General features: G+C 39.8%; 12 protein-coding genes. 4 read left to right on the top strand and 8 right to left on the bottom strand.

Annotation, left to right across the window (positions count from 1 at the left end):
• Window positions 1-226 precede the first annotated feature (226 nt).
• The 8 genes from gyrA to AA980_RS17345 form a co-directional block, all read right to left on the bottom strand.
• Window positions 227-2,752, bottom strand: coding sequence for a DNA gyrase subunit A (gyrA, locus tag AA980_RS17385; RefSeq protein WP_024031130.1), 2,526 nt, complete (start codon window positions 2,750-2,752; stop codon window positions 227-229).
• 24 nt (window positions 2,753-2,776) lie between these two features.
• Window positions 2,777-4,699: a DNA topoisomerase (ATP-hydrolyzing) subunit B gene (gene gyrB / locus AA980_RS17380; protein ID WP_024031129.1), complete on the bottom strand. Its 1,923-nt coding sequence runs from the start codon at window positions 4,697-4,699 to the stop codon at window positions 2,777-2,779.
• A gap of 80 nt (window positions 4,700-4,779) precedes the next feature.
• Window positions 4,780-5,025 carry an extracellular matrix regulator RemB gene (gene remB / locus AA980_RS17375; RefSeq protein ID WP_024031128.1) on the bottom strand — a complete coding sequence of 82 codons (246 nt, stop codon included), beginning with the start codon at window positions 5,023-5,025 and terminating at the stop codon, window positions 4,780-4,782.
• Between the two features lie 12 nt (window positions 5,026-5,037).
• Entirely contained in the window at window positions 5,038-6,153 is a 1,116-nt protein-coding gene (gene recF / locus AA980_RS17370) for a DNA replication/repair protein RecF (RefSeq protein WP_024031127.1), read from the bottom strand.
• A gap of 16 nt (window positions 6,154-6,169) precedes the next feature.
• On the bottom strand, window positions 6,170-6,385 hold the full coding sequence (yaaA, locus tag AA980_RS17365; protein ID WP_024031126.1) for a S4 domain-containing protein YaaA: 216 nt from the start codon (window positions 6,383-6,385) through the stop codon (window positions 6,170-6,172).
• Window positions 6,386-6,721: 336 nt separating this feature from the next.
• The gene (dnaN, locus tag AA980_RS17360) at window positions 6,722-7,858 is read right to left on the bottom strand and encodes a DNA polymerase III subunit beta (protein WP_024031036.1); all 1,137 of its coding nucleotides are present in this window, start codon (window positions 7,856-7,858) and stop codon (window positions 6,722-6,724) included.
• Window positions 7,859-8,043: 185 nt separating this feature from the next.
• Window positions 8,044-9,390, bottom strand: a complete 1,347-nt coding sequence (gene dnaA / locus AA980_RS17355) for a chromosomal replication initiator protein DnaA (RefSeq protein WP_024031037.1) — start codon at window positions 9,388-9,390, stop codon at window positions 8,044-8,046.
• Window positions 9,391-9,732: 342 nt separating this feature from the next.
• Window positions 9,733-10,014, bottom strand: coding sequence for a hypothetical protein (locus AA980_RS17345; RefSeq protein ID WP_024031039.1), 282 nt, complete (start codon window positions 10,012-10,014; stop codon window positions 9,733-9,735).
• An 85-nt stretch (window positions 10,015-10,099) separates the two neighbouring features.
• Between AA980_RS17345 and rpmH the strand changes: the two genes are divergently transcribed.
• The 4 genes from rpmH (at window position 10,100) to jag (ending at window position 12,178) form a co-directional block, all read left to right on the top strand.
• Window positions 10,100-10,234: a 50S ribosomal protein L34 gene (gene rpmH, locus AA980_RS26510; protein WP_024031040.1), complete on the top strand. Its 135-nt coding sequence runs from the start codon at window positions 10,100-10,102 to the stop codon at window positions 10,232-10,234.
• Window positions 10,235-10,284: 50 nt separating this feature from the next.
• The gene (gene rnpA / locus AA980_RS17340; protein WP_024031041.1) at window positions 10,285-10,632 is read left to right on the top strand and encodes a ribonuclease P protein component; all 348 of its coding nucleotides are present in this window, start codon (window positions 10,285-10,287) and stop codon (window positions 10,630-10,632) included.
• Between the two features lie 155 nt (window positions 10,633-10,787).
• Window positions 10,788-11,558 carry a YidC family membrane integrase SpoIIIJ gene (gene spoIIIJ, locus AA980_RS17335; RefSeq protein WP_024031042.1) on the top strand — a complete coding sequence of 257 codons (771 nt, stop codon included), beginning with the start codon at window positions 10,788-10,790 and terminating at the stop codon, window positions 11,556-11,558.
• Window positions 11,555-12,178: an RNA-binding cell elongation regulator Jag/EloR gene (jag, locus tag AA980_RS17330; protein WP_024031043.1), complete on the top strand. Its 624-nt coding sequence runs from the start codon at window positions 11,555-11,557 to the stop codon at window positions 12,176-12,178. Before spoIIIJ ends, jag begins: the two co-directional genes overlap by 4 nt.
• Window positions 12,179-12,324 lie beyond the last annotated feature (146 nt).

The raw sequence follows: 12,324 nt of genomic DNA, 5'->3' as shown, positions 1-12,324 counted from the left end.
TTTATAAAAAAACTAAAAAATATTGTTTGTTGACGTTTTTGTTTGTTTAGTTTTCAAAGAACAATTTCTCGCATCACTCGTAAGCGACTTAATAAATATATCATCTGCAATACCCAAAGTCAACACGTTTCTTATTCTTTTACTATAATTATTTTTAAAAAATTTGATGACACTTTAAAAGCTGAAAAAAAAAAGAAGCACACATATGTATGCTCCTTTATATTGCCTATTCTTCATCCTCTGGTGTGTTGATATCTTGACCTTCATCAACTGGCATTACTTCTTCCTCACCGTTTTCAGTCTCTTGTGGGTCTTCCTCTTCTTTTTCCACCTTTGCGACTGTTGCCACAAATTCATTTTCACTTTCTTTCATACTGATGAGTTTAACACCTTGCGTGTTCCGGCCCATCTTAGAAATTCCAGCTACATCAATACGGATAAGAACCCCGCCAGTTGTAATCAGCATCAGATCTTCTTCACCTGTTACAGCTCTCATTGAAACAAGAACGCCATTTTTCTCAGTTACATGGCAGGTCTTTATTCCTTTACCGCCACGTCCTTGGATACGGTATTCGGATGCAGGCGTACGTTTACCATAGCCATTTTTAGTGACAATCAGGACATCATTATCCTCTTCTAAAACTTCCATTCCCACCACTTCATCACCAGGATCAAGGGTAATCCCTTTAACACCCGTTGCGGTTCGTCCCATCGACCTTACATCCGTCTCAGGGAAGCGGATCAACATGCCATTCTTTGTACCAATAATCATATGCTTGCTGCCATCAGTTAGACGAACGGAGATTAATTCATCCCCCTCACGCAGGCTCAAGGCGATAAGACCATTGTTCCGAATATGAGCGAATGATGTTAACGGAGAACGTTTTGAGATACCTTCTTTTGTGGTAAAGAATAACGACCAATCATCCACGAATTCCTCAATAGGAATGATCGCATTCACCCATTCGCCTTTTTCAATGCCAAGAAGGTTAATAATCGGTATCCCCTTCGCAGTACGGCTGAATTCCGGAATTTCGTAGCCTTTTGAACGATAGACCTTCCCTTTGTTTGTAAAGAAGAGAATCGTATCATGTGTCGATGTCGTAATTAATTGCTCAACGAAATCATCTTCATTCGTTCCCATTCCTTGGATACCGCGGCCTCCGCGTCTTTGTGCACGATAAGTGGAAACCGGAAGACGCTTAATATATCCATTGTGTGTTAACGAAATAACAATATTTTCGCGGGGAATTAAATCCTCGTCTTCAATATTTTCTAACCCGCCGGTTACAATCTCTGTTCGGCGTTTATCATTGAAGCGCTCTTTAATTTCTAGTAATTCTTCACGAATAATTTCAAGGATTTTTTCTTCATCAGCTAAAATTGCCTTTAACTCAGCAATAAGCTTCATCAAGCTTTGGAATTCGTCCTCTATTTTTTCACGTTCTAATCCTGTTAAACGCTGCAGGCGCATATCCAGGATGGCCTGTGCTTGCTTCTCAGATAGATTAAATTGTGTCATTAAGCCTTCACGGGCAATATCCGTTGTCTGTGAATTTCGAATGAGGGTAATGACTGCGTCTAAATTATCTAGGGCAATTCTTAAGCCTTCTAAAATATGGGCACGAGCTTCGGCTTTACGCAATTCAAATTCGGTTCTCCGGCGTATAACCACTTTTTGGTGGTCTAAGTAGTGAACCAAACATTGTTTAAGATTCAGCACCTTTGGATGTCCATTCACAAGTGCCAATGTATTGATACCGAAACTAGTTTGTAAAGCTGTTTGTTTATATAAATTATTTAAAAGAACATTGGCATTGGCATCTTTACGAACCTCGATCACAATTCGCATCCCTTTACGATCGGATTCATCTCTTAAGTCTGTAATGCCTTCAATTTTTTTATCGCGGGCTAATTCGGCAATTTTTTCAACCAATTTCGCTTTATTTACTTGATATGGTAATTCATTAACGATAATGACTTCTTTACCGTTTGATTTTTGTTCAATTACTACTTTTGCACGTAGAGTTATCGATCCTCTGCCTGTTTCGTATGCTTTACGAATACCACTTCGACCAAGAATTAACCCAGCTGTTGGAAAATCTGGGCCGGGAATAATTTCCATTAACTCTGCAATCGTCATTTCAGGGTCTTTGGATATAGCTAAAACGCCGTCAATGACTTCTCCAAGCTGATGCGGCGGTATATTTGTCGCCATCCCAACAGCAATCCCGGTTGTCCCGTTAACTAGAAGGTTTGGAAAACGGGCGGGCAGTACAACTGGCTCTCGTTCTTCACCATCGTAGTTATCTTGATAATCAATGGTATCTTTATTTAAGTCTCTTAATAATTCCATTGAAATCTTTGACATTCTCGATTCTGTATAACGCATCGCCGCCGCACCGTCTCCGTCGACAGAGCCGAAGTTTCCGTGGCCATCGACGAGCATGTAGCGATAGTTAAAATCCTGTGCCATTCGAACCATTGTTTCATAAACTGCAGAGTCACCATGGGGGTGATATTTACCAATAACATCCCCAACGATACGAGCAGACTTTTTATACGGTTTATCCGCATGGATGCCAAGGTCATGCATCGCATATAAAATACGGCGATGAACGGGTTTTAGCCCATCACGAACGTCTGGAAGGGCACGAGAAACAATAACACTCATCGCATAGTCAAGGAAGGATGAACGCATTTCCTGACTAATATTAATCTCCTTAATTTGAGGATTGGATGTTTCAGACATATTGATTACCTCCCTTCACTATTGTTATATATCTAAATTCTTAACGTATTGTGCATTTTCTTCAATGAAGTTACGGCGCGGTTCTACCTTTTCACCCATTAACATATCAAAGGTTTCATCTGCCTCGATGGCATCTTCAAGACTAACCTGGAGCATGCTTCTTTGCGCAGGATCCATCGTTGTATCCCATAATTGTTCAGGGTTCATTTCCCCCAAACCTTTATACCGTTGGATATTAGGCTTTGGTGCAGCCGGCAGCTCTGCGAAGATCCGCTCCAACTCTTTGTCATTATAGGCGTACTCAATTCGTTTGCCTTGTTGAACTTTATAAAGCGGCGGCTGGGCAATATAAATGTAACCCGCTTCAATAATTTTTCTCATAAAACGATAAAAGAACGTTAAAAGGAGCGTCCGAATATGTGCCCCATCCACATCGGCATCTGTCATAATAACAATTTTATGATATCGTGCCTTAGCGATATCAAAATCTTCTCCAATCCCTGTTCCGATTGCAGTAATCATCGCTCTCACTTCGTTGTTAGAAAGAATTCTATCCAGTCGTGCCTTTTCCACATTTAGAATTTTTCCTCGAAGCGGCAGAATGGCTTGGAAATGGCGATCACGGCCTTGTTTTGCCGACCCGCCAGCGGAATCCCCCTCAACGATATACATTTCACTTTCAGCAGGATCCTTTGATGAACAGTCAGCCAGTTTCCCAGGTAAACTGGAAACCTCTAATGCACTTTTCCTGCGGGTTAATTCCCTTGCTTTCTTGGCTGCAAGTCTTGCACGTGCGGCCATTAAGCCTTTATCGACAATTTTCCTAGCTACAGTTGGATTTTCTAACAAAAACTTTTCAAATGTGCTCGCAAACACGGTATCTGTAATCGCCCTGACTTCAGAGTTTCCAAGCTTCGTCTTCGTTTGTCCTTCAAATTGCGGGTCAGGGTGTTTGATTGACACAATGGCTGTGATCCCTTCTCGAACATCTTCCCCTGAAAGATTTGTATCATTTTCTTTAAATATGCCATTTTTCCTTGCATAATCATTAATGACTCTTGTCAAAGCTGTTTTAAAACCTGATTCGTGTGTACCGCCTTCATATGTGTGGATATTATTTGCGAAGGAGTAAATGCTATCTGTATAGCCCTCGTTATATTGGAGGGCAACTTCAACACTAATTCCGTCACGTTCTCCTTCCACAAAAATCGGTTCTTCATGAATAACCTCTTTAGTACGGTTTAAATGCTCAACATAGGATTTAATTCCGCCCTCGTAGTAATATTCATTTTGTTTATTTTCGACGCGTTTATCTTCAATCGTGATTTTGATGCCGCGATTTAAGAATGCCAGTTCACGAAGACGAGTGGCGAGAATGTCATATTCAAACTCCAATGTTTCGGTGAAAATTTCGCCGTCTGGTTTAAAGTGGGTAATCGTACCTGTTTTGTCAGTAGTTCCGATTACACTTAACTCAGAAACTACAACGCCTCGTTCAAATTTAATTTGGTGAATATTGCCGTCACGATGGACGTAAACTTCAAGTTCGGTGGAAAGGGCATTTACAACCGATGCACCAACGCCATGAAGACCGCCGGAAACCTTATAACCTCCGCCGCCAAATTTACCGCCGGCGTGAAGCACAGTCATGATGACTTCCACTGCAGGCCGTCCCATTTTTTCCTGAATGCCGACTGGAATCCCGCGGCCGTTATCCTTAACCGTAATGCTGTTGTCTTCTTCAATAATGACATTAATTTCGTCACAGAAGCCAGCGAGTGCCTCGTCAATACTATTATCAACTATTTCCCAAACAAGGTGGTGGAGACCCTTACCGCTGGTTGAACCAATATACATACCAGGTCTTTTTCGAACAGCTTCCAGTCCTTCTAACACCTGAATCTGATCGGCACCGTATGATTCTTCTTCGATTGCTTTTTGTTCCATAGTCATGCTTGTTCACCTGCACCTTCACAAAACTAATATGGTGTTTCTGCCACCATTTACAATGAAAAATATTTAAAGGACTATCCCTGTATATTCCTTTGAGCTGAACGTTTCTTTAATGTTCCAGAAGCAATTGGGGATAAATAAACCTTGTCGTATGTAATAATGACCGACTTAAAAGGGCTTTTGGACAAATTAACTAACTTTGCTTGATGGCGTTGTAAGAACTCTTCAATTAGGTTTGAATGGTTTACACTCTCTTTATCAAGTATTGAAATGATATCCTTCGCCCGTATGTTCAAATCTTCCCCAATATGAATATACATGCTCCACCTCAATTAACGTTTTACTATTGCACCTGCTTCAACAATAAATGTTGAGGCTTCTTTTAATGTTTGATGATGGATTCCCTCTACACTTGTTGTTGTCACAAACGTTTGGACTTTTCCTTGAATGGTATTAAGCAAATGGGATTGGCGATAATCATCTAATTCCGATAATACATCGTCAAGCAGGAGAATAGGATATTCTCCAATTTCATTGTGGATTAATTCAATTTCAGCAAGTTTGACTGATAGGGCGGTTGTTCGCTGCTGACCTTGGGATCCGAATGTTTGCACATCCCTGCCATTCACAAAAAATAACAAGTCGTCACGATGAGGGCCAAAAAGGGTTGTACCTCGTTCGATTTCCCTTGTTCTCACCTTAGCAAACTTTTCCATAAAGCTTGCTACCATCTTCGACAAATTTTGCCCTTCTAATACCTCAACTGAAGGCTTATAGGTAATCTCCAGTGATTCCAGCCCTCGTGAGATCCCTTGATGAATTGGTTTTGCCCAATTTTGCAATAAACGGAGGAATTCAAACCTTTTTGTCACAATCTTTACGGCTGTTTGAATAAATTGCTCCGTTAATATTTCGAGCATCGTCTGGTCCGTTTGTTTTTTTATCTGCATCATTTTTAAATAATGATTACGCTGCTGAAGTATTTTTTGATATTGACTCATATCATGTAAATAAATAGGGGATACTTGCCCGATTTCCATATCGATAAACCGTCTTCGTATTTGCGGGCTGCCTTTAACGATGTTAAGGTCTTCAGGTGCAAACATAACCACATTCATATTGCCGACATATTGACTTAACCGTTGCTGCTCAATATGGTTACATTTGGCCTTTTTTCCCTTTTTGGAGATAACCAACTGCAGCGGTAAAGAGCTGTGCTGCTTTTGAACTCTGCCCTCTATTTTAGCATACTCTTGGTCCCAGCGGATAAGTTCTTTATCATTCGAGGTCCGGTGTGACTTTGCCATCGCTAACACATAAATAGATTCCATCACATTTGTTTTTCCTTGGGCGTTTTCGCCTAGGATGACATTTACTTTATTTTCGAATTCAATGAATAATTCTTGATAATTCCGGTAATTTTGCAGTGCTAACTTTTCTATATACATGGCAAACATCCTTTAGCTACTCGGTTATCACAAACTCCCCAAAGCCGGCAATTTGGACTTTGTCGCCTGCACGAAGCTTTCTTCCTCTTCTTTGGTCCTGTTCACCATTTATTACTACTTCATGTTCACTTAAAAACCATTTTGCCATACCGCCCGTTTGAATTACATCAGCCAATTTCAGAAATTGCCCCAATGTAATATATTCCGTGTTCAGCTTAATTTTTTCAGGCACACTCGTCACCCTCATTTCTAAAATGGTCTCAATACTTTATTTTACTAAACTATTCGTTTAGATACAAAGAAAACTAAAAAGAAATTGTTTTAAAAATAAACCAAGCCGCCAGTATAAGGCGGCAATGGAGGAATTCTTTAATTTTAGGCTGTGTTAAAAGTGAATGTTGATTTCCGTTCCAGGCGCGAGCGGTTCGCGGGGCGGGCGGTGAGCCTCCTCGGCGCTAAAGCACCTGCGGGGTCTCACCTGTCCCGCTGCTCCCGCAGGAGTCTCGCGCCTTCCACTCCAATCAACATTGTGTTCAAAATCAACAATGTTCTTTAACACAGCTTAATTTTAATAGGTTCTGACGGGCAAAATGAGCTGTAAAATTGTTTCGTCATGCAGGGGACGAATAACAAAAGGACGCATGGCTCCGGTAAAACTCACTTTTATATCTGTTCCTTCAAGTGCTTTTAAGGCATCCATCATGTATTTTGCGCTAAAGGAAATTTTCAATTCCTCTCCCTCGATTGATTGGCTTTGAATCTCTTCAACAACCTTTCCAACCTCAGGGGTATTTGACGATACTTCGATGATATTGTCGGTAATTGTTGAAAACTTAACGACATTGTTTCTTCCTTCACGTGCAAGCAGGGAAGCACGGTCAATTGCCTGGAGGAATTCTTTCGTATTAACCGTGATTTCCGTTTTACTTTCACTTGGAATCAATCTAGATGTATCAGGATAATTGCCTTCTAACAATCTAGAGAAAAATAATAAGTGCTTTGCTTTAAATAAAATTTGATTTTCGGTAATGACAATATCAATTAATTCATTTGTGTCATCAATAATCTTACTTAACTCATTCAAACTTTTGCCTGGAATGACGATATTGTAGCTTTCATTCATTTCCGTTTCAATTTTCGCTTTACGGAGCGCCAAACGATGGCTGTCTGTTGCAATACAGCTTAAATCCCCATTTTCAATCTTCCAGTTTACACCTGTCAAGATGGGCCGTGTTTCTGAGGTGGACACCGCAAAATGGGTTTGTCTGATCATTGCTTTTAATAGATCTGTCGCAATATGAAATTTATTATTTTCTTCAATTTGCGGCAGGTGAGGGTACTCCTCTGCATCCAATCCGTTTAGGTTAAATTCCGATTTCCCGGAACGAATCACGGTTTGTAGTGATCCTAAGATCTCGATTTCCACAGAATCAGTAGGGAGTTTTTTGACAATTTCACTAAAGAATTTAGCTGGAAGTACGATAGCGCCAGGTTGTTTGATTTCGACAATTTCATCCCCAGCTTCCTCTTTAGGAATAAAGGATTCTATTGAGATATCTGAATCACTTCCGGTTAGGGTTACCCCCTCTGCGGCTGCGGTAATTTTAATTCCCGTTAAGATTGGAATCGTTGTTCTTGAAGTTACAGCCTTCATAACATCTTGGACACTTTGCACCAGGCGGTCTCGTTGGATTATAAATTTCATTTTTTATCCTCCTTGTGAGCATATTTTTAAAAGCATGAACATATAATATTATTTTTTTAAAAAAATAGTAGAAGTACTAGTAGGCCCTGTTAGTATGTGGATAACTACCTGTTATCAATAGAAACACAGTCTATCCACATGTGGACAGACTGTGTACAGATAGGTAAAAGTTATTCACAATAATATTAGATTTTCAACAGGTCATTCAGTTCTTTCATTTGCTTTTGGAACTGTGAATCTGTTTGAAGGAGTTTTGAAATTTTTTCATGGGCATGGATAACGGTTGTATGATCGCGTCCGCCAAATTCTTCTCCTATTTTAGGCAAAGAGTGATCGGTTAATTCGCGCGATAAGTACATGGCAATTTGCCTTGGGAAGGCGACAGACTTTGTCCGCTTTTTTGCCTTGAAATCCTCAAGTTTAATACTATAGTGCTCACCGACAATCCGTTGAATCTCAAGGATCGTTATCACCCGTGGTTTAGAGCTTGGAATGATATCCTTCAGTGCTTCCGCAGCCAGATCGGCATTGATGTCTTTATTTATTAACGATGAATAGGCAACAACGCGGATGAGTGCACCTTCTAGTTCACGAATATTGGAATCAATTTGATTGGCAATATAAAGCATCACTTCGTTTGGAATATCTAAGCCTTCTGCCCGTGCCTTTTTCCGGAGAATAGCAATTCTTGTTTCTAAATCCGGAGGCGTGATATCGGTAATTAGGCCCCATTCAAACCGTGAACGCAGACGGTCCTCCAATGTCGGAATTTCTCTTGGCGGCCGGTCACTGGAGATAATAATTTGTTTGCTTTCCTCATGCAGTGCATTAAACGTATGGAAAAATTCTTCCTGGGTTGATTCTTTTCCAGCTAAAAACTGAATATCATCAATTAGCAGGATATCCACGTTTCGATATTTATTGCGGAAACTTTCCGCTCGGTTGTCACGAATCGAGTTAATGAACTCATTTGTGAATTTTTCCGATGATAAATAGACAACTTTTGCAGACGGGTTATGGTCTAAAACGTAATGACCGATCGCATGCATTAAGTGTGTTTTCCCTAAACCTACGCCTCCATAGATAAACAATGGATTGTATGCTTTAGCCGGTGCTTCTGCAACAGCAAGTGAGGCAGCATGAGCAAACCGGTTGCCAGAACCAATAACAAACGTATCAAACGTATATTTCGGATTTAATATGTTTGGCGGGAAATCGGCGTGATCATCGTCTCTTTTTGCCCTTTTTGGAGGTGTTGGCTCGTCTTGGTTTTCCTCTTTTTGATTTTGCGGAATAATAAACTTCACCGAAAGTTCTTCTCCAGTGATTTCGTAAAGAATTCCCGAGATTAACTGAGAATAACGCTCTTCCAGCCAATCGCGTGCGAATTCATTGGGGGCGGTAATGACAAGCAGATCGCCTTGAAGGGCATGAGCCTTTGTCGACTTAAGCCAGGTATCAAAGCTAGGCTTGCTTATCTTCTTCTCAATATTGCCCAGCGCTGCATTCCAAAGATCCGCAATATTTTCCAACGAATATCCCTCCTTTTTTCTTTCTTTTTATTTAAAAAATTGTCCGAAATTATTTAGAGTATTTTCTTCTCCACCCGGTAACCTAATCAACTAAAGTTCCATGAAAATAGCTGTCATACAACAGGACACAGCCTAGTAATTTATAAATATACAATAACATTAATGGCAGTTCAGGTTGTGGAAAAAGTATAATAAGGAAATAAAGTGGAGTTTCGACAATATCCACCGCTTGTGGACAAGTTTCTACAGAGCCATAGAATAACATGTCCACATGTTATCCACAATCTGTGGATAACATTTATTTAGGATAAAGTTATTCAGAGTGAAAACACAAATATAATATCAAATAATAGCAATAGGTGCAATGGTTTTTCTTAGTTTATCCACAACTGTAACATTGTGTGTATAAAAATTGTCCACAAGGGGTTTGTCTGTGAAAAACTTGTCAATAACCTGTGTGAATAACGCAAATCCTGTCGATTTATTATCCACAGGCATAAAAGTGGAAGCACGAAGTTCGCTACCGCTGGAGCTGGAGTTGGACAATTTTTTAAAAAAATGAAGTTCTGGAAATTTACTTGGATCAAGTTCAAAAAAATAAAAATGGGAAACAATAATTGGCAAGTGGTTGACAACTTTATGCTGACGTCTTTATAATAGTCTAGACTCTGTTTAATTTAAGAGCTATTCCTCAGGGAGGTGTCATATAATGAAAAGAACATATCAACCAAATAGTCGTAAACATAGTAAGGTTCACGGTTTCCGCAGTCGCATGAGCTCAGCAAATGGACGTAAGGTTCTTGCTCGTCGTCGTCAAAAGGGAAGAAAAGTATTATCAGCTTAGGCCACTGCAACGTCAGTGGTCTTTTTTCTAATCCGTCTGAGGGTGTTATGATGAAAAAAGAGTTACGAATAAAAAAAAATAAAGAATTCCAAGCTGCCTTTCAGAATGGAACTTCATTTGCCAATCGGCAATTTGTTGTCTATTCATTAAAAAAAGAGGACCAGGACTTTTTTCGCATCGGTCTGTCTGTCAGTAAGAAGATTGGCAATGCTGTGACTAGAAACAGGATCAAAAGGTATGTTAGACAAGCTGTTTTTGAGTTGAAGGATCAGTTAGCAGCCGGGAATGATTATGTGATTATTGCCAGGAAACCAACGGCCGAAATGGACTTTTTTGAGGTGAAAAAAAGTATCACCCATGTCCTTAAAGTGGGTAAGGTCCTAAAGAAAAGCAGATGAAGGCAAATGTTTACGATTTAGTCAAAATATAGCTCCGTTATGAAGACAATTCATTTGAAAAAATGATAAAATACCAATTAGAAAACGGATACATATAGTTTTTGATAACAGATATTTTTTCAGGTAAGTAGACGATCGTGAGGAGGAAAATTTGGTTGAAAAAGCGAATATTACTTTTATTCGGCATGCTTTCTGTATTCTTTCTTTTAGCAGGATGCAGTGAGATTAAGAAGCCGATTACGTCGGAGAGCACAGGTTTTTGGAATGAGTACATTGTCTATCCATTGTCCTGGCTGATTAAGGAGGTTGCTCATTTTCTAGGAGACAACTATGGCTTTTCGATTATTGTCGTTACGATTTTAATTCGATTAGTTCTATTGCCGCTGATGATTAAGCAGACAAAGAGCTCAAAGGCGATGCAGGCCCTGCAACCAGAAATGAAGGCACTGAAAGAAAAATACAGCTCTAAAGATCAAAAGACACAGCAAAAGCTGCAGCAAGAAACAATGGCGCTGTTTTCTAAGCATGGCGTTAATCCGATGGCAGGCTGTTTCCCATTAATCGTGCAAATGCCAATTTTAATTGGTTTTTATCATGCCATTTCTAGAACACCAGAGCTTAAAGTAGGAACATTCCTTTGGTTTGAGCTTGGTCATTCAGATCCATATTATATTTTGCCGATTGTTGCAGGTATCACTACGTTTATCCAGCAAAAAATGATGATGGCTGGTCAGCAACAAAACCCGCAAATGGCGATGATGCTATGGATGATGCCGATTATGATTGTCTTTTTCGCGTTTAGTTTCCCAGCAGCTCTTTCATTGTATTGGGTTGTCGGAAATATATTTATGATTGTACAAACCTATTTTATTAAAGGACCGGATTTGCGGGCAACGGCAACCGGTAAAGCGGGTGAAAAGAAGTGAAACAGATAACTGCTACAGGACAAACTGTCGAAGAAGCAGTAGAATCAGCTTTAGTTCAATTACAAACAACAAAAGACCGCGCTGAGGTAGACATCATAGACGAAGGAAAAAGAGGGATTTTCGGTATTTTTGGTTCACGTCCGGCAGTCGTCAAAGTATCAGTCATCATCGATCCACTTGAAGAAGCAAAGAAATTTCTTATCCAAGTGAGTGAACAAATGGGAGCTCCGGTGGAAATCGAAATCAAACGTGACGGCAAACAGGTTCACTTTGTGATGACGGGGGAAAAGATTGCTCTTTTGATTGGAAAAAGAGGTCAAACACTAAATTCGCTGCAATATTTGACTCAGCTCGTTATTAATCGTTTTTCCAATCAATATTTAACGGTTATCTTGGACGCTGAGGATTACCGCAATCGACGCAGCGAAACGCTTATTCAATTAGCACACCGACTGGCGCTAAAGGCTGTTAAGTCAGGAAAAGATGTGCCATTAGAACCAATGCCATCCTATGAGCGTAAAGTGATTCATACCGCTTTAGCCGAAAACAAACGAGTAAAAACATTTTCAGATGGCTCTGAACCACATCGATTTATTGTTATTACACCAGTGAAAAGGTAAATTTTTTATAAAAAAGACATCCAGCTTAAATTTAAGCAGGGTGTTTTTTTTTGCCCGATTTAAGTAATTCACCTGTCGACAACTTTGTTTCATTTCTTGTTTTATTGTTATTCACATGTGGATAAGTTAAAATAATACAAGGATAC

The sequence above is a fragment of the Neobacillus vireti genome, from assembly GCF_001026695.1.
In the GTDB taxonomy this organism is placed as follows: domain Bacteria; phylum Bacillota; class Bacilli; order Bacillales; family Cytobacillaceae; genus Neobacillus; species Neobacillus vireti.
This window is presented reverse-complemented; position numbering and strand designations above follow the sequence as displayed.

Bases quoted from the DNA above. Each gene is read 5' to 3' on its own strand.
- dnaN (WP_024031036.1), bottom strand. From the start codon at position 7,858: ATGAAATTTATAATCCAACGAGACCGCCTGGTGCAAAGTGTCCAAGAT.
- rnpA (WP_024031041.1), top strand. From the start codon at position 10,285: ATGAAAAAAGAGTTACGAATAAAAAAAAATAAAGAATTCCAAGCTGCC.
- recF (WP_024031127.1), bottom strand. From the start codon at position 6,153: ATGTATATAGAAAAGTTAGCACTGCAAAATTACCGGAATTATCAAGAA.
- gyrA (WP_024031130.1), bottom strand. From the start codon at position 2,752: ATGTCTGAAACATCCAATCCTCAAATTAAGGAGATTAATATTAGTCAG.
- remB (WP_024031128.1), bottom strand. From the start codon at position 5,025: ATGTATATTCATATTGGGGAAGATTTGAACATACGGGCGAAGGATATC.
- gyrB (WP_024031129.1), bottom strand. From the start codon at position 4,699: ATGGAACAAAAAGCAATCGAAGAAGAATCATACGGTGCCGATCAGATT.
- rpmH (WP_024031040.1), top strand. From the start codon at position 10,100: ATGAAAAGAACATATCAACCAAATAGTCGTAAACATAGTAAGGTTCAC.